This window comes from Paenibacillus sp. J22P15 (assembly GCF_056269345.1).
Map to the genome: position 1 here is coordinate 578,948 of NZ_JBWDNT010000002.1, position 24,757 is coordinate 603,704.

Sequence of the window (24,757 nt, forward strand, 5' to 3'; positions counted from 1 at the left end):
TTGCAGGAGAAAAAACGATGAAAAACCCATTCATTTTCCACGATTCATCCATATTCAAAAAAATTATGGCTGCCTTTCTGGCGGCCTTGCTGCCGCTGATGGGGATTACTTGGATGATTGTTGAGAAAGGCTCGGACAATATCCGCAGCGAAATCTCAGAATCAATACTGAATACGACAAGGTTTTATATGGACTCGCTCGATAAGGAAGCGGATCGTATTAGCCGTTATTTGCCGAACTATGTGATGGACAAAGATTTGATGGAAATTGCAACAACGGGCAATGATATGAGCTCTTATGAGCGTGCACGCAAAATACTGGATATCCAGCGGCGGCTCGAGCTTATGAAAAATTCAAGCCCGTTTATTAAAGAATCCAAGGCCTATATTCCATTAATTAAACGAACGATTTTGAGCAATGATTTTGAGACCTATTTGAATGAACCTGAGTATATAGCCATGCAGTATAATTTGAAATTGTATGAAGAACCGTTTATCTACTGGGAAAATCGACTGTTTATTACGATGCAATATCCTCTAAATACGGTCAAAAAACCGTTATATGTCGTTGGGGTTGAATTATCTGCCACCAAGATCAAGGAAACGTTAGCGCAAATCGGCGGTACGCGAGGCGGACAAAGTGTGCTGCTTAATTTGGAGCGCGGTTGGGAAATCGAAAGCGGAGTAAACCCGGATTTGCTGGGTCAAATGAAAGCTCTGGCTGTTGAGAAGCAGGAGTCGAAGTCCAATGAAGGTTACGAAACGATTATTTACAATGGTAAGCGCTTTCTTACGGTATATAAATATTCTACGCTTTGGAATTCCTATTCCATCACTTCTATTCCCGAAGAGATGGTCCTCGGCTCATTGCAGATGTATCGAACCTTATTTTTGTGGGCATGTGCGCTTTCAGTTTGTATCATTTTATTTTTCACTTATTTTCTATTACGCTTTATCTATCGGCCGCTGATGAAGCTGGTTCATTCCTTCCGCCGTGTTCAGCAGAACAGGCTGGAGCCGATTGTGATTGACCGTGGAGCCGATGAATTCGGTTATTTATACCAAGCTTTTAATGATACGGTGCGATCGCTCAATACGTTAATTAAGGAAAATTACGAGCAGCAAATTCGGAATCAGCGCTCAGAGCTGAAACGGCTGCAATCGCAAATTAATCCTCATTTTTTATATAATTGTTTTTTTGTATTATGCCGATTAATTAAATCAGACAATCAGAAGGAGAAGGCATATCAATTTTGTTTATATATCGGGCAATATTTCCAGTTCATTACTCGTGATGATGAGGATGAGATCCCGCTCGAGCTTGAGGTGGAGCATTCTCGTACTTATGTTGACATGCAATCGATCTGTTATGGAGAACGGATACAGGTTTCTTTTGCAGGGGATGTTCCAGCCATTCACGTTCCAAGATTGATTTTGCAGCCCATTATCGAGAATGCCTATAAGCACGCTTTAGGCAATATGGTAAGTCCCGGCGAGCTAAAGGTTCATAGTGTCCGAACGGACAATGTATTCATGATCTATGTTGAAGATAATGGCCAGAGCATTACGGATAAAGAGATTGACCTGCTTCAGAAGAGGCTGCGGCATTCAACGAATCATATCGAGGAAACGACAGGAATTATTAATGTGCATCGTAGAATTCAACTGCGTTACGGAGAGGATTACGGCCTTGCGCTGTCACGATCTGATTTAGGCGGATTGATGGTCAGAATCAAACTGAGTGCAAGCTAGAGGAGGAAGCACCATGTACAGACTGCTAATTGTAGATGACCTGCCCATTATTGTCGATGGTCTAGTTGAGCTGTTCGAGCAGACAGACCATTTGCAGCTCGAAGTGATGAAAGCTTATTCGGGGGAAGAAGCATTGGAGGTATTATCCCATCATCGCATTGATATCGTCGTATCGGACATTAAAATGCCGGGTATAGAAGGGATCGAGCTGTTGCAGGAAATAAGGGCACAGTGGCCTGCTTGCAAAGTTATTTTTCTAACCGGCTATAACGATTTTCAATATGCTAGAAACGCCATTACTTACGGTGGTTTTGATTATATTCTGAAAATAGAAAGCGACGAGAAAATCATTCAGTCTGTCGAACGAGCCATCGAGAAAATTGACGAGGAACAAGATCAAGTACAGATGATCACGAGAGCGCAAACCAGTATGAGACTGGCATTGCCCTCGCTGCAAAAAGAGTATATGTGGGGACTTCTGCAGGGCAAGCAAGCAACGGAGTCTCAGTTAAAGCTGGCCTTCAAAGAATTAAATATTCCGCTTGATGCAGCCTTGCCGGTTTATGTACTCATTGGAAGGATCGATGTCTGGAAAGAAATGTTCACTACGCCGGATAAGGCTTTATTGACATACGCGCTGCAAAATATTTGCGAAGAGTATTTGTCTGTACAGGTGAGAAGCTATTCCGTTGTATTCGAGATGTCTAAGATCGTCTGGATGATTCAACCGAAAAATTGTGAGGAGTCATCTGCTGATTCCAGTTCCAGCAATTTGGATTTTGGTAGAGCCTATCGTTATACGAGCGGCATATTGGAAACGATTCAAGGTACATGCAAAAGGCTTCTGGGAACTACGGTTTCTTTTCTCCTTGGAAGTGAAGTGACCGCTTGGAATCATTTATCGGATCGTTTTCACGCGAGCAAATATGGTTTGGTGCAAGGACATGGATTATTTAATGAGGTCATAATGACCGATAAGGACATTCAGAAAGAAGAGTCCGACGATAAAACGGGAATCACTCATGATAGTTTTTATCATGCTAGAGTTCAACTGCTCATGAGCTGTTTAGAAAATAACCATCGGGAGCAATTCAATAAGCTCTATGCGGAGCTTACCGCAATCTGGAATGTTCCGGGAACACCGAGTGAGCGGAAAATTGAAATGTATCATTCGCTCTCGGCGGTGTTTCTGTACTATATTCACAAAAACCGGGACATACGGGATTACATGAATACGCAGCTCGATTTGGATAAGTTATACCGGTATGGGGATTCGACCTCATGGACGGAACTGATTCAATATTATAGGCAAATGGCCGACTGTTTTTTTGAATGGAATACGCTGCGCGGTACGCAATTGCCGACAGAGGTTGTTAATAAAGTACATCGCTATATCGAGGAGCATTTGTCTACCGATATTTCCTTAACCGCTTTGGCTGATTACGTAAGCTTGAATCCTTCTTATTTGTCCAGACTTTATAAGCAAATGACAGGCATAGGCTTATCGAAATATGTGAACGACTACAGGAATTTGGTTGCCAAAGACATGCTTTTAAACACGTCGATGAAAGTAAATGAAGTCGCGGCTGCGCTCGGATACAATTCAGCGCTTGCCTTTATTCGGTTTTTCAAAAAGCAGAACGAAACGACGCCGCAGGATTTCCGTATGGCAAGATGCCAATCGCAAATACAAGGTCAAGAATAGTATATGGATTGTAAACAACGATCTCTGTTTCCTCCTGAGCGCTCCCCTTACAATTGAAGTATAGAAGGCGCACAAGAGGAGGAAAAATCGTGAGAACATTGACAGCCGTATTACTAGGCGCTGGAAGCAGAGGGAGATATATTTATGGGCCTTATGCGGAGAAATTTCCGAATGAATTAAAAATTGTTGCTGTAGCTGAACCGAATGATGAACGTAGAAAACGGTTTGCAGAGATACATCAAATCGACCAAGAGCATGTTTATGATAGTTGGGAGAAAGCATTCGAGCAAGGGCGTATAGCAGATGTCATGATTATATGTACACTCGATCGGATGCATTATATACCGGCAATGAAGGCGATGGAGCTCGGTTATCACGTCATGCTTGAGAAGCCGATGTCTCCTTCGCTTGCGGAATGTATCCAGCTCGAGCAAGCATCACTACGATATAAAAGGCTGCTTGTTGTTACCCATGTTCTTCGGTATTCACCATTCTGGTCTGGGATCAAAAAATGTATCGAAGATGGCGAGCTCGGCACGGTAGGTACGATTCAATTAACGGAGAATGTTGGTTATCACCATATGACGCATAGTTATGTGCGCGGCAATTGGCGAGATTCAGAGGAGACGAGTCCAATGATTTTGGCCAAATCCTGTCACGATCTGGATATCATTTCTTGGCTTATGGATCAGCCTTGTACAAGCGTTAGCTCGTACGGTTCTTTGCTGCATTTCAGATCGGAGAATGCTCCAGATGGCTCAGCGGAACGCTGCATTGATGGCTGCGCAGTCGAGAAGGAATGTGCTTTCTCAGCGATAAAGATGTATTTGCAGGCGCCGGATCACGCTTGGGCGCGCTATATGACGGATGATTTGTCACAAGAGGGCATTTTGAAAGCGCTGAAAGAAGGACCGTTTGGACGTTGTGTGTACCGCTGCGATAACAATGTTGTCGACCATCAGCTTGTGAATATGGAATTCCAGAATGGTGCGAACGCATCGTTTATTATGTCAGGACTGACACAGAGCGGTACACGCCGTGTTCAAATTATGGGCACCAAGGGCGAAATTATTGGCGATATGGAGAAGGGTGCTTTTACTTTATATCGTTATGCGACTGGAGAGCAGCTTGAGATTCGCTGCAGCGTCCAAGGGGATGGCCACGGAGGCGGCGATGAACGGATGGTAAGCTCATTTTTACGAAATGTTTGCCAGTTTGACAGCAATCCTTCTCATGGCTTGACCTCTGCAACGGCGTCGCTGCAAAGCCATCTGATGGCATTTGCAGCGGAGCATTCGAGACTGCATGAGGGGCTTGCTATAAAAATTTCGGATATGCATAAGAAGCAAGAGCTGCCCGCATAACAACCGTTAGATCGTCCCTGAAGCAGATGATGGCTGCTTTGGGGATTTTTTTTGCTCATGCAAAGCAGGGTGGATTCGTTATGAAAAGAGACAGGTAAACAATTGTATATCAAAGTCATAAGTTATCTCTTTGAAAGAAGGGGCAAGTTTCTTAAAGTAACAGTAAGAACATTGTTATAAGCTTCTGCATCTATCGTGATGGAATTGTAGAGAGGAGGAGAGAATCTCGCAATAGGCTTGAAGAGAAGCACATCCTATTTAATTGTTCCTTTAGTCAAAAATAGAAAGGGAGCTATCATTTATGAAATCGAATAAAAGATGGATTGCCATCGCATTGGTTGCAATCATGTTGTTGACACTAGTTCCGGCGGTGCAGGCAGAAGAAGGTCAGGGAGATGGACAGGCGGCGTTCCGGAATCTTGCTGCGGGGCTCGGTTATGAATGGTCCGAAGAGCCGGAAGCCAAGTACCCAGATGATCATAATAAGCTGACAGATGGCATATATGGCCAATTGAATATGTCGGACCCGGCATGGGTAGGGCATGTGAAAAAGATGACACGCGAGGTTGTATTTGATTTAGGCGAGAAGAAGTCTATCTCGAACATTAAGGCACGGTTTATGCAGGATTGGCCAACTAACACTATGCTTGTGCCATTAACGGTCTCGATGTACGTTTCTGACGACAAAGAAAATTGGGGAACGCTCTCACACAATTCAACCAAGCTGCTTTGGGGCGATGGACCGCCAAGAGAAGAGGTATATGAATGGGATGGAAGCAGAGACGGCATCAAAAGCGGGAATTCTGATGCGGAAATGGCTTATGCCCGCTATGTTAAAGTAACCTTCTCGATGCATACGAGAGCTTGGACCTTTATTGATGAAATCGAAATTTGGGGCGCAGATGGGCAAGTGGCAGGTGCGGAACAAGTTGCCGCTGAGCAGCCGGGCTTCTTAGAGACGGGAGAAGCAACGGCTGGCATTCGTAATCTTGGATTGCTCTATAACGGACAGTATGCGAATGACAAGGGAACTTGGACGAAGGATCGGATTATTCCGAATATCAGTTACGTAGATCGGACTGGGGAACCAGTGGATTGGCTTTTTGACGGAGTTCTTTATCTTGGACTTACATCGCCTGCCGGAAATGATTTTGGCGGAGGGGCTACACTTGTGGACTGGAAATGGTATCTGGATAAAACATTTGCGGAAACAGGAGATATGCAGCAGCTAAACGAAGCGGCCATCGAAGTTGGAAGCAAGCTGAATCAACCAGATCATAAGGTGAAGGTTGTTTTAATGATTCCAGATCCAGGTGAGTATGTGAACGATTTCGGAGATATTGACGGTGATGGTGTATCTGAAAGCTTCAATGCTTCTAAAGTCGGAGAATTGAAAGCGTATGCAAACAGAGAGAAAGCGATACAGTGGTGGTTAAATGAAGCGGAACAAAAATGGGCATTGAATAATTACTCTCATCTTGAGCTTGCCGGCATGTACTGGCTGGAGGAACAAATCGGTATAAGCGCGACAGGGCCGGATTTAGTTCGTTCGACGAGTAATAAAGTGCATGATCAGAACTTGAAGTTTTTCTGGATACCGCACTTCTTAGCTTATAAAAGCCATATGTGGAAGGAAGTTGGGATAGATGCTACAGCCTTCCAGCCAAACTATTTTTTCGAGCAATTGGATGTGGATCGTCTGGAAGACGCCACGAACATAGCTAAGCAGTACGGGATGGGCGTTGAGCTTGAATTTGATGATCGTATGTTGACAGATGGTGTGTTTAGAGAGCGGTATGTTGATTATTTAAACAGCGGTGTCCAAACCGGTTTTATGCAAGAAGGCTTTAAAGCCTACTACCAAGGTAATAATGCCGTGTATGATACTGCGGTAAGTTCTGATCCTGCAACACGTATTTTGTACGATTGGCTCTATCAGTTTATGAATGGAACGTATCAAATGAACAACGCTGCCCCTCCAAAGGCAGAAGTGCAAATGAATGGGCAAATGCTTCAAAGCGGAGCAGTCGTTTCTGAAAGGGAGCCTCTTTCCTTTACGTGGAAATTAATCAATGATGATGGAAGCGGGCTTAGTAAAGTAACGGCTAGCTTTAACGGCAAGCCTTACACAGAAGGAACCGTTATTAATCTGGCTGGCAAGCCAGGAAAACATGAGCTTATCATCACCGTATCAGCAGGCAAATCGGAGAAAACAGCTTATGTGATTGAGGCTGGAACTAACGCTTCCGATTTGAAAGCTTTAATTGAAAGCTATAAGGAAGCTAAACAAATCACGAATGATGAAGCGGCTCGTTCGCTGATCAATTATTTAGAGATGATGAGCCGGTTCGAAGGAAGCGATGAGGCGAAGTTTACTAGGTATTTGAAAGGCTTTAATGCGAAGCTGGAGCTTCTGAAAAAAGATCATATGATTACTGACGGGGCTTACAGCGCGCTGAAGGAGGACGTCTATCATCTGCTTGGAAATTTGGCGCTGAATAAAGCTGCGGAAGCATCTACAGTGGAAGCCTCCAGTCCAAATTATGCTCCGGGGAAAGCTGTTGATGGATTCCCATCATCAAGATGGGCAAGTGAGCTGCTCAACAATACGTGGTTCCAGGTCGATCTCGGTGAAGTGACGGAGATGGACACCGTAACCATTGATTGGGAGTACGCTCGCGCGAAAACCTACAAATTACTCGTTTCTGATGATAAGCAAAATTGGACCAGTGCGGTAAAGGAAAATGACGGTGTAATTACGGCGAAAGACGGCAAAGGAACGGTTCATTTTGATCCGATCAAAGCTAGATACATTAAGTTTGAAGGGATTGAAAGAGCGACATTCTACGGATATTCGTTCTATGAGTTTGGTGTTTATCACTTATCGGGAGCAGAGCCAGTCAAGTCCATTGAAGGCATTCAAACAACGGTAGATGCGGCATCGAAAAAAGTAACTTTAGATGGTCTGGTGATGAACGGCGATCTTGCAAACGTAAGTTTGAAAGTCATCGATCCACAAGGCAAAGTTCACTATGAAGCGAAGACTGCGAGTACAGAAGCTGGAAACTTCCAATTCGCATTTACACTGACAGGTGAATTAGAAGGTACCTATGAGGCGTATCTATCGTTAGAAGATATGAGCGAACCTGAGAAGATTACTTTTGAGTATAAGAAAGAAATTGAGGTTATTAAGACGATTGAAGGTGTAAAAGTCGGAATAGACGCTGCAACAAAAAAAGTAACGATCGATGGGTTAGTGGTGAATGGCGACCATGCAAAAGTGAGTTTGAAGGTGCTTGATCCACAAGGCAAGGCTCATTACACAGCGGAGACGACGAGTACAGAAGCTGGAAACTTCCAATTCGCATTTACACTTACAGGTGAATTAGAAGGCACCTATGAGGCGTATCTATCATTAGAAGAAATGAATGAACCTGAGAAGATTACTTTTGAGTACAAGAAAGAAACGTCTGGCGGAGGAGGCGGGGGCGAAGGCACGGTAATCTCCACTCCTGACTTGTTCCAGCTGCAAGCGGATGGTTCTGTCAAAGCGGAAATGAACACAAAACTTGATCCGAGTGGAACGATGGCAGTCGGTGTGGTCAGTGAACAAGACCTGCAGAAGGCGATAGCTCGGGCGAAAGCAGATAAAGATGGAAAGCTGAAAGCTGCTATTGTGCTTAAGAAAAACGGCGAGGCAAGGAAATATGCTTTGGATCTGCCTGTATCTTTCTTGTCTGAGCATCCTAACTTACTTATTGAATTAACGACTCCTAAAGCAACGATCTTGCTTTCTGGACAGATGCTAGTGAAGTCAGCTGAGCTTGGCAAGGAACTGCGTCTTATCATTGGCGAGCGGGACCTTAAAACATTGAAGCAGGACGTACAGACTCAGGTAGCTGAAAGAGCAATCATTGAGCTGTCGGCATTATTGGATGGAAAGGCTTTTGCGTGGACAAATGCTAAGGCACCGATTACCGTTACTGTTCCGTATTTGCTAGCAGGTAGTGAGACCGCGTCAAGAATCGGTATTTTGTCCATTAATGATCAAGGAACAGCTTCAGCAATTGCGGAAGCAGCCTATTCTGATTCTGATAAGCACATCAGGTTCCAAACAGACCGAATGGGCACATTTGCGGTATTTTATAAACAGTCAGCAGTGCCATTTACAGATCTCGATAAGTACTCTTGGGCGAAGGAGGCTGTTGAGAAGTTGGCTGCTTTGGGTATTGTAAAAGGAACATCGGATACAACCTTCAGTCCGGCAGCGCAGGTGAGCCGAGCAGACTTTATTTTAATGCTTGTTAGAGCGTTAGGTTTGAAAGCAACGGTAAGCGATGCATTCACAGATGTTCAGCCGCAGGATTATTATTACGACGCAGTAACTATTGCCAAGAAGCTTGGCATCGTTACCGGCATGGAAGATGGACGATTCGAGCCGAAGGCGAAGATTACAAGGCAAGATATGATGGTAATGGCAGCGCGGGCATTGAAGGAAGCGAAAGCGTTAGAGCTATCAGGCGATATTGCATCGCTCGGCAGCTTCAAGGACGCAGACAAGGTGACGGATTATGCAGCCAGCAGCATAGCGGGAATGATCGAGCAGGGGCTTATTCAAGGGGATGGAGGTATGATTAAACCGCGCAATCATACGACTCGCGCTGAAACAGCTGTATTCCTGTACCGGCTTCTGAATTTCTTGTCGGACAAAGGATAGGTCATGATTACAGGATATCCGGCTATAATAGCGGAGTCCATAAAAAGAAGAGGCCGTCTCAAAAGCGGTAAACTTTTTAAGTTAATTACGATTGAGTCGCCTTGAACTATCTCGAAAACGGCCCTGCAGGTCTAAGCCCGCATGGCCGTTTTTGGATTTTTATCGATCGTTTGCTTTTAAAATTTTCAAGGTGCAACCAAACGGAGCAGGTCGAATGATTCTGGAGAAGCGCCAGCGGTCGCCTTTGTTCGCGGATTCCTTCCTCGGCCAATTCATTCCAGGAATCCGCGAACAACAGCGATCGGAAGAACATTCGACTGTGTAGTGAATTTGGGAACCAAATTTGTTCTGAATAGAACGCGGCTATCCGGGCTATCCCATCGTCATATTTGATGACTTTTGCTTGTATACAAATTCATTTTTTTTGGATAAGCTTTATAGAATGTTTATTTATTTGGTAGCGTAATTATTGGTAAATGAAATAACAAATCAGTTTCGATAAAGAAAGGTGACTTTATTCATGCAAATTGATCTTTCTAATAAAACAGCGTTAATTACTGGAGCTACTGGAGATTTGGGGCGAGTTATGGCGCGTACGCTGGCTGGCTGCGGCGCTAACATCGTGCTGCATTACAATAATAACGAAGCTAAAGCAAAAGAATTACAGACGGAAATTGCCGCAATGGGCAGAAAAGCGATGATCGTGCAAGCTGATGTAACGAATGAGCAGCATATTAATCAGATGAAGGCGAAGGTGTCGGAAGAGCTTGGCCATGTAGACATCATTGTCGCTAACGCGGTCATTCAGTATCAATGGACAAGCATACTTGAACAACCTATCGCAGATTATATCAGTCAATTTGAATCTTGTGTGCTGCAAAGTGTTTACTTAGCCAAAGCTTTCGTTCCCTCAATGATCGAGCGCGGGGGCGGCCGTGTGATTGGGATTAATACCGAATGCGCGATGCAAAATTTTGTGAACCAATCTGCATATACAGCGGGCAAACGCGGGATGGACGGCATTTATCGCGTATTAGCCAAAGAGGCTGGGGAGCATCAAATTACAGTTAATCAGATTGCGCCTGGATGGACGATCAGTGATCGCGATCGTGCAAGCGGCACAGAAGAAAACATCGGCTATTCGCAAAACGTACCGCTGAAGCGCAGAGGGACGGATCAAGAGATTGCGAATACGGTCGCTTTTTTGGCATCGGATTTGGCTAGCTTCATTACAGGCGCCTACATTCCTGTGAACGGCGGGAACGTCATGCCTGCCATCTAGCAGTATAAGGGAGGCCAAAAGTCTCATATAGGAAGAGGAATTAGGCAGCCGTCGAGACAGGGATGGCTGCTATTTTTTATTTTCGAAGGCATATTTGGAATAATCATTCCCTCTATGAATACAATTGAACAAATGAGTAATTATATATATTCTATATGTATAATTGACATTATTCGACAAGGAAAGCGGACAAAAGGCACTGTATTTCTAAAAAATAGCAGGAATCAGACTGTTTTTCTAGTTCTCAGGAAGGGGTATATACTTTATTCGACATTTAAGCAGCTATTGCTTAATAAGGTGTAACCATATATTATATATTACAAATATCTATATGGAATTTGGTGATTGCAAATGAATTCAACAGTCCGTACGCCTCTTTACCAGCAAATCCAGGATCATATCCGCGAGCTAATTGTTTCCGAGGGCTTGAAAGCGGGGGACCGCATTCCGACTGAAAAAGAGCTGATGAAGCTTTTTAATGTCAGCAAAATCACGGTAGTAAACGCAATGGTCGGATTAGCGAATGATCGAATTATTACGCGTGTGCCTGGCAAAGGCAGCTTCGTAAGCGATGGTCATACAGCTGAACCGGAAGAGTTAGAAGAAGTGGTGCCGGCAGCGGCCATAGTCAGCGCGGAGCGACCGGTAATCAAGAGCAAAACGCGTATGATCGGGCTAGTGATGCCATCAATTTTCGATTATTTTGCCATTCGTTTAATTGAGGGTGTGCAGCAGACGATTCGAGAAAAAGGGTACCAAAGCATGATATTGCTGTCTGATGGTAATGTTGACAAAGAAAAACAAGCAATAAAAACACTTCAGGATATCGGAGCAGATGGCTTATTGGTCTTCCCAATTGATGAAGAAAATTATAACGAAGAGATTTTGAATATGAAATTCAATCGCTACCCCTTCGTCCTGATTGACCGTTTTCTTCCAGGAGTAGAGACCAATTACATCGCTGCGGACGGCAGATTAGGCACTAGCCTCGCTGTCGAGTATTTATGGGAGCTTGGACATCGGGAAATTGCAATCTGTTCGGATTCCCCATTGCAAACGATAACGGTGCAAGAGCGAATAGACGGATACATGAACGCTTTAAAAAGCAAAGGAGCGCTCATTAATCCCGCCCATATGATTACCGATTTTAAGATTGACAGCCTAAAGGACGCGGAGAGGCATCCGTTATACCGTTACATACGTAATCGGATGGCAACAGCCTATGTTACGCTTAACGGAAGGTTGGCCGTTCATATTTATCAAATGGCTCGTCAAGCGGGTCTGCGCATACCCGAGGATTTGTCTATTATTAGCTTTGATGATCCGACCTCCGTCGTTGAGGAGTTCAGTATGTTTACGCATATTAAGCAGTTTGAGTATGATATGGGCTACCGTGCTGCAAGCACACTGATCGAAATCATTGAAGGTGGATCGGACCCAAGCAATAAATATAACAAAACGTTAATCAATCCTGAGCTGGTTATCCGGCAGACGACAGGTCCCAAACCCGTTCAATAAATAATTATAGCTGCTCATTTGAGAATCTTTTCCTAACCGGAAAAGATTTTTTTATTTATATATTGAATATATTGAATCTATATATTATATTATGAGTAAGCCAAATGTATAAACAAGGGCTCAAGCATAGAAATTGTGATTCGAAGTTTAGGATGTAAATAAATAATTTAAATGTAAACGCTATCATATTTTGTTGCGATAAGCAAACGTGGAATGAAAAATAGTAACGATACGACTCGATGAAAAAGGAGACCTGCAAATGCCTTACGAAAAAGTGAAAACGGAGTCATTAAAATCGTTGCTGGAACGATTGAAGGACGAAATCTATAAGCCGCTCTTAGATTTGAAAGTAACGGCTTGGGTGACGCCGGAGCCGGTACCATTCGAGGCAAGGGAGTCGGGCCGGAAAATCGAACTAGCTGCTGGAGAGCGCTGGGGAAACCTTTGGGATTGTGCGTGGTTCCATTTCAGCGGGAAGGTGCCAGAGGAAGCTAAAGGCTCTAAGATCGTGCTGCTCATCGATGTGAATGGAGAACTTTGCCTTGTAGATGAAGAGGGAACCCCTACACAGGGATTAACAAATATCAATTCCGAGTTTGATTACAATCTCGGGCTTCCGGGAAAACGGGTTGTACATATTAGCCCGAGCTCTTCAGGAGAAGAAGAAATCGATTTGTGGGGCGATGCAGGGTGCAATGACCTGTTCGGCTATTTCCGCAGCGGTACGCTTAAGGAAGCGCAAGTCGCGATCTGCCACGAGAATATCCGCCAGCTCTATTATGACGCTGAGGTGCTGCTGGAGACAGCGGATCGTTTACCTGAAGGATCGGCACGTAAAGCGCGTATCTTTCAAGCCTTGTATGATGTTTCCCATATCTTGATTTCATTAACGGAAGAAAGAGTTGCCGAGGCATCACGAATACTGCGTGAGCAGCTTGATAAACGCGGCGGCGATCCAGCTCTTATGATTAGCGCCGTAGGCCATGCGCATTTGGATTTAGCTTGGTTATGGCCGATTCGCGAAACGATTCGTAAAGGTGCTCGAACCTTTTCAACAGTACTGCGGATGATGGAGCAGTATCCTGACTACATTTTTGGCGCGAGTCAGCCTCAGCTATACGACTGGATGAAGATACATTATCCGAAGCTCTATGCGAGCATCAAGGAGCGAGTTCAGGAGGGGCGCTGGGAACTGCAAGGCGCGATGTGGGTCGAATCGGATACGAACGTACCAAGCGGGGAATCACTTATCCGTCAAATTCTTTATGGGAAAAGATATTTCCAAGCGGAATTTGGTCAGGAGATGAAGTCACTTTGGATGCCTGACGTATTTGGATATACAGCAAGCTTGCCTCAGATTTTGAAGAAATCAGGTGTTGATTACATGATGACTCAGAAGCTGTCGTGGAGTGTTTACAATCGTCATCCCCATCATACGTTCCACTGGGAAGGAATCGATGGCTCGCGAGTATTGACTCACATGCCGCCGGAGGATACCTATAACAGTCCGGCAGCTCCGAGATCGATTGTGAAAGCAGAGAATGAATATCTGGACAAAAACGTATCGGAGAATTGCCTCATGCTGTTTGGAATCGGCGACGGCGGCGGCGGTCCGGGCGAGGAGCATCTAGAGAGATTGCAGCGGGAGAAAAACTTGCAAGGTCTCAGCCCAGTCGTTCAAGAGCATTCCTCTAAGTTTTTCGAGAAGCTGGCAATAGGCTCAGAACGTTATGAAGCTTGGTCCGGAGAGCTCTATCTGGAAAGGCATCAAGGAACGTTGACGAGTCAGGCACGCAACAAACGCTTTAATAGGAAGCTGGAGAAAGCGCTGCGCGAGCTCGAATATGCGGCCGTTTTGGCAAAAGTGACTACAGGAAACCTTTATCCTGCTGAAGAACTAGAGCGCATCTGGAAAGAAGTACTGCTCTATCAATTCCATGATATTTTGCCAGGTTCCTCGATTAAGCGTGTGTATGACGAGTCGCTTGAACGTTATGCGAAGCTGCTAGAACAAGTCGAGCAAATGATTGAAGAAGCCTATACCGCGGTTGCGGAAGTTCTTCCGGCTGACAAGGGCTCGGATGTTTTATTCAACTCCTTGTCGTGGGAACGTGAGGAATGGGTTCAGCAGGGCGGAGGCTGGCAGAGTGTTAAGGTTCCTGCAATGGGGTATGCCTTAGTAAATAGTGATCAACCTTCAACGGTGATGGCTGAGACAGCAGCAGCTGAAGTTGGGGCAGAAGTAGAGGTCATCAAGACGAAAAAGAAAGAAAAAGCTCTTGCTGTTTTTCCTGAATTAAGGGCATCGGCCATTGACCGCATCTTGGAAAATGATTTGCTTGAGGTAACCTTTGCTGAAGATTTCACAATCGTATCGATTATGGATAAGGAGTGCGGCAGGGAAATCATTCCTATGGGACAGAAAGCGAATGAATTGAGCTTATACCATGACGAGGGTGATGCTTGGGATATTAAACAAGATTATCGTCAATCGGGTGGAGTGCCGCTTCAGCCGTCTGAATCATCAGCGTTTCAAGACGGTCCAACTGTAGGTTTACTGCTCGTATATCGGTTCGGACAATCAACTTTGACTCAGAAGGTCATCTTAACGCATGGCAGCCGCCGCATCGATTTCATTACGACAGTGGACTGGCGGGAATCTGGTAAAATGCTGCGTACATCCTTCCCGGTTAACATCCGGTCGGAAAGTGCGGCTTGTGAAATTCAGTTCGGCTACTTAAAACGCCCTACGCATCGCAATACGTTGTGGGATTATGCGAAGGATGAAATATGCGTGCATCAGTGGATTGATCTTTCGGAGCCTGATTACGGCGTAGCGCTCTTAAACGATTGCAAATACGGACACCGAGCATGGCAAAATGTGTTGGATTTGAACCTTTTGCGGAGCACGTCCTATCCCGATCCTGAAGCAGATTTGGCTGAGCATTCCTTTACGTATTCCTTGTACCCGCATAAAGGCGACCATGTTCAGGCGGAAGTGTATAAGAGAGGTTATGAGCTTAACGTACCGTTACGTTCGGTTCAAATGGCCGCTAGCGATTCATATGGGAATCTGCCGGAAGCAAAATCATTTTTTGGCATAGATCATTCGAATGTCATGTTCGAAACGGTGAAGCAAGCCGAAGATAGCGACGACTTGATTATCCGTTTGTATGAAACAGCGGGAACACATCTTAAAACAAGACTCATCGCAGATATTAATCCAACGGAAGCATGGCTTACTGATTTGATGGAGGTTCCCATCGATAGAATCTATGCGGAGGAAGGGGCTTACCACCTAGCCTTTACTCCATTTGAAATCAAAACGATCCGCTTGGCAAGGAGGCATGGCATATGACCGAGTCAGTACTGTGGAAACGAATTTGGCGGCACAAAGTATTTTATTTGTTCATGCTGCCGGGCATCATCTGGTTTTTTCTTTTCTCCTATGTTCCTCTCTTTGGTGTACAGGTTGCATTTCGTGATTTCATGTTCTCTGGGGGCTTCACTGGAAGCCCCTGGGCAGGATTTAAGTACTTCGAGCAATTTTTCTCCTACTATCAGTCATTCGAAATTATCCGCAATACAATTCTCATCAGTCTCATGAAACTTATTATCGGATTTATGATGCCAATCTTTTTGGCCATCATATTAAACGAGGTTCGAAACGTTAAATTTAAGAAAACGGTTCAAACGCTTTCTTACTTACCATATTTCGTTTCATGGATCGTCGTTGTTACACTGATGCAGCGTCTTTTAACTCCCTCTGGCGGTCCGATTAACGAGCTGCTTGGTGTCTTCGGAGTAGAGCCCATTCAGTTCATGAATAACACGACTTGGTTTTATCAAATTATTGTAGGCTCGGATATTTGGAAAAACATCGGATGGAACTCTATCATTTATATGGCAGCAATCGCCGGCATTGACCAGCAGCTTTATGAAGCTGCCAAGATTGACGGTGCAGGGAGATCTCGCCAAATGTGGCATGTAACGCTTCCAGGGATACGCAATATTGCTGTTATCTTGTTCATACTCTCGGCGGGCAGCTTAATGAGCGCCGGCTACGAGCAACTACTCTTGCTTAGCGGTCCGGCTACCGCGGCAATCGGCAGCGTTCTCGATGTGCATGTCATCAGCGCCGGAATAGGCGAAGGTCGATTAAGTTATGCGGCCGCAGTAGGATTGTTCCAAAGTGTTATTGCATTCATTCTTATCGTATCTGTCAACCGAATTGCTCGCAAAGTTAGCGACGTATCCCTGTTTTAAGGAGAGGTTTGATATGGCGAAGCGCCAATTTTCTCTATTTAATTTTTTTAACTATATCTTCTTGACGTTATTCGGCTTGGCGATGATCTATCCGTTTATTTACATTCTGGTCTACTCGCTCAACGATGGAAAAGACTCCATGATGGGTGCGCTTTATTTCTTCCCTCGTAAATTTACATTTGACAACTATGTTGAGGTTTTCGATAATGCTCGGATTTGGCAGGCGTACAAAATCACGCTGCTCCGCACCGTAATCGGTACGTTAGCGCACGTATTGCTTTGCACGCTGATGGCTTATGCGCTTTCCAAAAAAACGATGCCAGGTCGAACATTTTTTACGTATTACATTTTCTTGCCGACGATCTTCAGCGCTGGCTTCATTCCGTATTTCATCACGCTGCAGAAGCTGCATCTTATCAACACTTTCTGGGTGTACGTTATTCCGATGCTGTTCAGCTTCATGCATATCGTTATTCTCCGAACGTTCCTGCAAGGTATTCCGGAGGAGCTGGAGGAATCGGCTCGTATTGACGGATACGGTGACTTACAAATTTTCATTAAAATTATATTACCGCTGTCGGGACCGGTTCTTGCTACAATTTCTTTGTTTATCGGAGTTTCCCACTGGAACGATTGGTTCACCGGCGCCTATTATGTGTCGGATAAAGATATGATTCCCGTTCAAACACTGCTTCAAGAATTGTTAAATGAAGCGGAAGCGCTTTCCTCCTCGATGCAGAGAGCGGCGGAGCAGGGCGGACAGACGGTTAATGTCAACATGGATGGGGCAACGCCGGAATCTCTTCGAATGGCACTGCTCGTCATTACGGTATTTCCGATTTTATGTATCTACCCGTTCTTACAGCGTTATTTCGTCAAGGGCGTAATGATTGGCTCGGTCAAAGGATAATTGTCTGAAATCAGGACTTTATCATATTTAATTATATTACAGTTCACGGGAGGGTTTTTATGAAGAACAAAAGAGGGAAAAGCACTTCGACATTGATCGCAGTAACTCTGATGGCGGTTACACTGTTTGGGTGCAGTGGTAACAACAACGGCGGCGCCGTCAATAAGCCGTCGGACAACACAGATACTCCAGACAGCGGTAAAGAACAAAAAGAGGTGACACTCAAAGTTCTTCACAACTGGAACGGCTCCAGCGGCAGTGATCAAGATACGACGGCTATCGAGAAAGTAATTAAAGAGAAAACAGGAGTTACGATTAAATGGGAATATACAAAAGGCAGTGAGGTCGAGAAGCTAAATACGATCTTCGCGACACAGGATTTGCCGGATATTTATACAGGCCCAGCTTGGGGCGGAGAACTAGATGGCATCATAAAAGCGGCTAAAGAGGATCAATTGGTCGATTTGACCGATAAGCTCGACAAATATCCGAATCTTGCAAAAGCAATTGAGAAGGACAATGTTCCTCCTGCGCTTTACGAGAAAGCCTTCGATGCTTACGGCGGCAAGAAATTTTTGCTTTACCAGAACCACCCAGCAACGCCTGAGGATGCAACAGATTGGCTTTATGGCTTCTACGTCCGCAAGGATATTGCCGAGAAGATCGGTGTAGATCCGCAATCCGTTCGTACGAAGGAAGAACTGTACAGCTTCCTGAAAAAAATCAAGGACGCTGACCTTAAGGAGAGCGGCTTGCCAGTGATCCCGCTTGGAGGTTTCCATAACGGCTGGGCTGTTGGTATCGGCAACACGATGTTTTATGGCTCCGGTTATATGGAAAAAGAAGACGGGACGCTGGAGAACAGCTTCTTTAACAAAGCATACGAGGACTACACGCTCTATTATCGTAATCTGATTGCTGATGGTCTACTTGATAATGAAGCGTTCACACAGACGGATCCAATTGCAAATGAGAAAATTAAACAAGGCCGCATTGCCGTGCTAGCCGCTCATTATCCAGCAATTCTGGATGCTTCTAAGGATTATGTGAAAGCACATCCAGGTTCTGAGTATGTACCACTAGGTCCATTGGAGCGTGCCGGTGCTGCTGCAGACCGTCCAGCTGACCTTTCAATTCAAGGAAATAACGTAACTGTTATCACGAAAAAATCGAAAAACGTTGACGCAGCACTTCGTTTGCTGGATTATCTTGCTTCTGATGAAGGATTCTTATTGGTACGCTACGGAGTTCAAGGCGTTCATTGGGATATGGAGAATGGCAAACCAGTAGCTAAGAAAGAATGGTTCGATAAATTCACAGAAGATACAACAGGCAAGTTGAAGAAAAAAGAAGGCATGGGCATCGGCCTCGAAGGCATGTCAGGCCAAGACCGTATCAATTCGTATGGCGGCGGCGACATTTGGGCAGATCAGACTCGTCTGGCTGCTATGGATAATGCCCGCAAAATTCTCCGTCCTAACGGCATAAGCGTAATTTCAGCTTATAACCCAGGCGATGTCATGATGAAGTCTCCGCAATGGGAAATGCTGAAACCGTCTATGGACAAAATCGGCGATGTTTGGAAGGAAGCAATCTACGCGAAATCGGATGAAGCAGCACTCAAGATCATTAATGATCTTCGCGGACAGATGAATAAAACAGGATATGAGGAAGCAATGAAGTATACAAATGAAAATCTGAATGGCAAGGAACCTGTTCTGTTTGGAATGCCTAACTAAGGGAGGATTCTCGATTTGAGCAAGCAGCTGCAAGGGAGGTCGGAATGGACCGGCTTCCAGGAATTGAGGCCTTATGGCCCGAAGTATGATTTGCGAACCGACTTTGTCATGGTATACGGAATTTCTAATGATCTGCCTGCACGAATAGAGGGCTGGAGAAATGCCGGTTATACGATCCATCTGATGACGGGTGTATCTTGGGGAGAATATCAGGACTACTTGTACGGCCGCTTTGACGGACGAGAGCACTGGGATGAAGCTCAGATGGACCGCAGCGGCAATCATCTGCTTCATGGTAAAGATGTCCCTTATATGGTTCCGACCATTTCTTTCGCTGAGTATTTGGCGTCTCACATTAAACGAGCGATCGATTTCGGAGCAGAGGCCATTCATTTGGAGGAGCCAGAGTTTTGGGCGGCATCCGGTTATTCGGAGGCGTTCAAGCGCGAGTGGTTGAATTATTACGGGGAGGATTGGATTCCTCCCCACTCCTCGCCGGACGCGCAGTATCGGGCTTCTAAGTTGAAGGCGGCTATGTATTACCGAGCGCTCGACCGTCTATGCAGTCAAATGAAGGAGTATTCGCTTGTAACCTATGGCAGAACTGTGCGTTTCTATGTTCCGACTCACAGCTTGATCAATTACACGCAGTGGAGAATCATCAGTCCCGAAGCGCTGCTTGTTTCTATGCCGGGCTGTGACGGCTTCATCGCCCAAATATGGACGGGAACAGCGCGTACACCCAACGTGTATAAGGGACTGCGCCGAGAGCGAACCTTCGAGACTGCCTATCTGGAATACGGAATCATGCAGGAGCTGACGAGGGGTACAGGGCGCGAAATGTGGTTTCTTCACGATCCGATTGAAGATAACCCTAGATACAGCTGGAGCGATTATCGCAAAAACTATCGTTCTACCGTGGTTGCTTCCTTGCTGCACCCTGAGGTTAAGCAGTACGAGGTATGCCCATGGCCGCGTCGCGTGTTTGAAGGCAGCTATCCAACTGAGGATGGGAAAGGGAAAGAAATGATTCCGGGTGACTACGCGACCGTGCTTCTGACGGTAATGAATGTACTGCGCGATATGCACAATCATGAGGAAGTTGCAGGAGAAGATGACTATACTTCTGGAATTGGTCTATGCTTATCCAACTCCGCTATGTATCAACGAGGAGACGTTGTCAGTGAAGGAGAGCAAGAAGGCGAAGTCGTTAAATACGATGGAACCACCACGACCGAAGCGTTGAGTGATGAGCAGAAGGAGCTTCTTGATTGGTCCGCATTTTACGGATTAGCTCTTCCGCTCGTTAAGTCAGGCATTCCGCTAAGGCCCGTGCAGCTCGACAATATTTTAACCTTTCCGGGGTATTTGGATGGATACAGGGTGCTGCTGCTCAGCTATGAGTTTATGAAGCCGGAGCATCCGGGCATTCATCAAGCGATCGGACAATGGGTAAGGGAGGGCGGCATTCTCATCTATGTCGGTGATGGTATGGATCCATATCACTCCGTACGTGAATGGTGGAACCGCGAGAATAGCCGTCGTTCCTACGCTCGTCCTGAAGAGCATTTATTTGAATCACTGGGCTTGAACCGTAATCCGGAGGAGGGGGAATATCAAGTAGGCAGCGGTGCCGTGTTATTCTTCAAAGAAAGCCCAGCAGTATTGTCTCGTACCGATGCTGGGGCTGAACTCGTCAAGCATGCTGTAAGACGGTCGCTTGAAATCCGCGGAGAATCGGTTGAGTACAAGGAAAGCTCCTCGCTTCATATTAGACGCGGACCCTATGTCATTACTCATGTGCTCGACGAGACGGATGCGGAGGGATCAGTTACCCTTCAGGGCCTGTTCGTTGATTTATTTGAAGCCAGCTTGCCGGTGATGCATTCGGTGGAAATCAAAGCGGGCGAGGACAGCTTGCTGTTTGATTTGAATTACTCGAACAAGGCGCAAGAGGAATCGAGTATTCTCGTTAGCTCATCTCGTATTCGCGATGAGGTGATGAACGCCAATCAAATCTCGTTCGTTTCAGAGTCACCGTCTGACATAACCGTCAGTACGCGACTTCGTGTACCGAGCGAGCCGCGCAGTGTCACAGCTGGTGCGAGTGCTGCTTCATTCGAGTATGACGTCGATTCAGGCACGGTACTTATTCGTTATCCAGGCGTACCTGAAGGAATTGCTGTCAACATGGAATTATAATACGACTTATTCAAGAAATGCCGGCAGCATACATGTGTTGCCGGCATTTCTGTATTCTGAACCTACTTAAAGGAGGATCATGATGAGAAAAAGTATATTATCTTTAGCGTTATCGTTTTGCTTGATCGGCTCTATGCTGACAGGTCTAACCTCTATAGCAGCCAAGCCCCGTCCTGATACGGGTCCAAAGGATACTTATTACGAGAAAGCGGCATACAAGGCAAAGAAGCTGAACGTGATCAAGCTCGCTGATATGACGGTATCAGAAAGTGTAATGATCGCAACACTCCAAGGACTCATTGCAAATAAGACGGACGAACAAATTTATATTTTGCCGGAGTCAGGAAATTATGGGGTATGGCTGAAGGATCTCAAACAACATTATGGCGTTAAAACAAAGGAATTTGATGATCCATGGAAGCTTCTGAAAAAATATAAAAAGGAGTTCAACGGTTATTTGCTTTGGAAAAAAGGGGACAGCTCCATTAACGCAGCTTCCTCGCTAGCCCATATCAAGGATGCAGTGCTCGTTGAAGAGGGTGATGTGAAGAAGGCAAAGGATTATAAGCGAGTGATGGACCTTACGGGTAAAGACGAAGCATGGGTGAAGTCCAATTATTGGGATAAGGTCAAACATAATCTCTTCATCGAGCAGAAGGAGGAAATGGGGCCAAAGCTTAGAGATTATGCTGCAATGACAGGAGCTTTTACGTTTTATGATGGGAACAGCGAGTTCCGTAAAACGGTGATGGCTGACGCTGATCCAGACTCGGTTGTTCTCGGTTGGGGCGATGCCTCAAATGGGGAAGAACGCTTCATTATGCCGAGCTCGGAAGAGGGGCTCTTCACACTGCCGGCGGATCATGCCTTTAACTTGTCGGTACTCAGCGGCTTTAAGCTGAATGATCTCAAGCAGAAAGCTTCTACGCTGCCAGCGGTGGAGGACAATGTCCATTATGTTTCATTCGTTATGTCTGACGGCGACAATATTCAGTGGATGCTGAACGATCTTGCAGAGAAGGACAAGCCGTGGTTCGGCAACGCAAATCGAGGCAGCTTCGATATGGGCTGGGCCATATCGCCAAGCATGATCGATCTGGCTCCTACCGTCGCAGAACGTTACTACAAGGATGCGACCGAACGAGACGCTTTTGTAGTAGGACCGTCAGGCGGCGGTTATATGTATCCGAGCCGATATCCTGCAGCTGAACTTGATCAGCATTTGAACAGTCTTAACGATTATATGGGCAGAATGGATTTGGGACTTGTAGAGGTTATCGATTTTAACGCTTTTAACAATGCTGAGCTTTGGGACAAATATACAGCGCAACCGAATGTGGACGGTATTGTTTATTTGGAATACAGCAATCATAAAGCGCTGAATGGCGCGATTAAATGGTCGAATGGCAAACCAATTATTACACCAAGAGAGATGTTATGGGAAGGTAACGCAGGCAGCGATAACGCGTCCGTTGTTAATCATATCAATGCTGCGCCTCGCAATCCGAAGAGTGCCGCAGGCTACTCGCTCGTTCTTGTACATGCTTGGTCCAAATCGATGGACGATGTGAAGGCGGTTATCGATCAACTGGGTGACGATGTTAGAGTGGTGACACCAGTGGAGATGGCGGAGCTTATTAAGGAGCAAGTGCCGCAGACCAGCGCTGAAATACCGAACAAGGTGTATCAGGCGGAGACGGATTTTGGGCATCAAACCGGCAAGCAGGACGGGGACGGCTGGCTGGCTAATGCAACGGAGCATACGGCAGGACATATGCTGTTTGGCCCGGGCGCTGCGGATATTCAGACCGGACGCCATCAGGTAAAGATCAAGGCGATGATCGACAACCGTGATGCGGACAATAATCGGATTATGAATATCGATATATTTGATGCAACTGACAATAAAGTAGTAGCGGAGAAAGCGGTGTTGCGATCACAATTTCAAAAGGCAAATGCTTATCAGAATTTTGCCTTGGAAGCTGATTTCGTTTTAGGACATTCCTATGAATTCCGAGTCTGGTACGATGGCAATGCGAGCGTGAAGCTTGATAGTGTATCCGTCTTTATGGAAAGTAATCTTGCACAGAAAATCTATGAAGCGGAAAATGATTTTGGACACAATACGGGGAAGCTGGACGGAGACGGATGGTTAGCCTTGACGGATCAGCATGGTCAGGGTCATATGCTTTACGGTCCATATGTAGCTGATATTCCGAATGGAGTCCATGACGTTACGTTTAAGGCGAAGATTGGAAGTGCTGCGGGAGCAGACGCTCGGGTCGCGCTTCTGGACATTTACAGTCCTACTTTGGATCAGGTAGTCGCCTCGAAAGCGTTAATGCGAAGCGATTTTGCAGCTGCGGGCGTTTATGAGGATTTTACGCTTATCGATGTTCCATTCTCGCTTGGGAGCACTTATGAATTTAGAGTTTATTTCGACGATACTGCAGACATCAAGGTGGATCATATCCGTTTGGACATGCCCCAGCAGGTGATATCCGATACGGATGGCCTATACTTTAAGTTCGGCGGAGGAGACGTTCAGTCGTTGACACTTAGTGCAGACTCCGGAGAGAAGCTGCTTCAAGCGTGGGGGAGAGCAGTTCAGGACGGGAAGCCAGACGTAAATCTGACACTTGATGCGGCCTGGTCGATCGCTAGCGGCAGCGAAGTCGCTCGTATTAGTGAAGATGGAGTGTTGACGGTGCTTGGTAGCGGCGCAGCGACTGTTAAAGCTGCATATAACGGACTAGAGGCAGAGCTGCCGATAAGAGTCTCCGATCAATATGATAACCGCATATTTGAAGCTGAGAGCGCGTTTGGCCATAATACCGGAGCAGCTGACGGAGACAGCTGGTATGCTAACACGGCGGATCACGGTCCGGGTCATATGCTGCACGGTCCGGGTGTGTCCGATCTGCCTTCCGGCGGTCACAAGGTTAGCTTCAGGATTAAGATAGATGCGAATACAGGCGATTCAAATCGTGTGTTGAACCTGGATATTTTTGATGGGACGGGCAACAAGGTGGTTGGCGAGAGAGCGATTCTTCGAGGGGATTTCACCTCTGCTGATGCCTATCAGGACTTTGTGATTGAGGCTGATTTTGTAGCAGGGCATGCCTATCAGTTCCGCGTTTGGTACGATGATCGGGCGACCATTCATGTGGATCATGTGTCTGTTCGGATTCCAGCGACACCATAGTCATTGAAGGGGGTGTGCCAACGGTAGAGATATCTACTGGAGGTGCAACCTCTTTTTATAAGATTGTGTTAGTCGGATTCAGCAACGGATGATTTTAT

General features: G+C 45.7%; 12 protein-coding genes. All 12 read left to right on the plus strand.

What is annotated here, in order from left to right; all coding sequences use genetic code 11:
- Positions 1-17: 17 nt before the first annotated feature.
- The 12 genes from AC0YN6_RS07240 to AC0YN6_RS07295 all read left to right on the plus strand — a co-directional run bounded on the left by AC0YN6_RS07240 (position 18) and on the right by AC0YN6_RS07295 (position 24,659).
- Entirely contained in the window at positions 18-1,751 is a 1,734-nt protein-coding gene (locus tag AC0YN6_RS07240) for a sensor histidine kinase (RefSeq protein ID WP_475745985.1), read from the plus strand.
- A 13-nt stretch (positions 1,752-1,764) separates the two neighbouring features.
- Entirely contained in the window at positions 1,765-3,456 is a 1,692-nt protein-coding gene (locus AC0YN6_RS07245; RefSeq protein WP_475745986.1) for a response regulator transcription factor, read from the plus strand.
- An 89-nt stretch (positions 3,457-3,545) separates the two neighbouring features.
- Entirely contained in the window at positions 3,546-4,820 is a 1,275-nt protein-coding gene (locus tag AC0YN6_RS07250) for a Gfo/Idh/MocA family protein (RefSeq protein WP_475745987.1), read from the plus strand.
- A 301-nt stretch (positions 4,821-5,121) separates the two neighbouring features.
- Positions 5,122-9,537 carry a DUF4855 domain-containing protein gene (locus tag AC0YN6_RS07255; protein WP_475745988.1) on the plus strand — a complete coding sequence of 1,472 codons (4,416 nt, stop codon included), beginning with the start codon at positions 5,122-5,124 and terminating at the stop codon, positions 9,535-9,537.
- A gap of 520 nt (positions 9,538-10,057) precedes the next feature.
- Entirely contained in the window at positions 10,058-10,819 is a 762-nt protein-coding gene (locus AC0YN6_RS07260; RefSeq protein WP_475745990.1) for an SDR family NAD(P)-dependent oxidoreductase, read from the plus strand.
- A 351-nt stretch (positions 10,820-11,170) separates the two neighbouring features.
- On the plus strand, positions 11,171-12,337 hold the full coding sequence (locus AC0YN6_RS07265) for a GntR family transcriptional regulator (protein WP_475745991.1): 1,167 nt from the start codon (positions 11,171-11,173) through the stop codon (positions 12,335-12,337).
- Positions 12,338-12,596: 259 nt separating this feature from the next.
- The gene (locus AC0YN6_RS07270; protein ID WP_475745992.1) at positions 12,597-15,695 is read left to right on the plus strand and encodes an alpha-mannosidase; all 3,099 of its coding nucleotides are present in this window, start codon (positions 12,597-12,599) and stop codon (positions 15,693-15,695) included.
- Entirely contained in the window at positions 15,692-16,603 is a 912-nt protein-coding gene (locus tag AC0YN6_RS07275) for an ABC transporter permease (RefSeq protein WP_475745994.1), read from the plus strand. Before AC0YN6_RS07270 ends, AC0YN6_RS07275 begins: the two co-directional genes overlap by 4 nt.
- Positions 16,604-16,616: 13 nt before the next feature.
- A complete protein-coding gene (locus AC0YN6_RS07280; RefSeq protein ID WP_475745996.1) occupies positions 16,617-17,513 on the plus strand; it encodes a carbohydrate ABC transporter permease in 897 nt (298 codons plus the stop codon).
- A 59-nt stretch (positions 17,514-17,572) separates the two neighbouring features.
- The gene (locus AC0YN6_RS07285; protein ID WP_475745997.1) at positions 17,573-19,252 is read left to right on the plus strand and encodes an extracellular solute-binding protein; all 1,680 of its coding nucleotides are present in this window, start codon (positions 17,573-17,575) and stop codon (positions 19,250-19,252) included.
- 15 nt (positions 19,253-19,267) lie between these two features.
- A complete protein-coding gene (locus tag AC0YN6_RS07290) occupies positions 19,268-21,454 on the plus strand; it encodes a hypothetical protein (RefSeq protein ID WP_475745998.1) in 2,187 nt (728 codons plus the stop codon).
- 79 nt (positions 21,455-21,533) lie between these two features.
- The gene (locus tag AC0YN6_RS07295) at positions 21,534-24,659 is read left to right on the plus strand and encodes a GxGYxYP domain-containing protein (RefSeq protein ID WP_475745999.1); all 3,126 of its coding nucleotides are present in this window, start codon (positions 21,534-21,536) and stop codon (positions 24,657-24,659) included.
- The last annotated feature ends 98 nt before the right edge of the window (positions 24,660-24,757 follow it).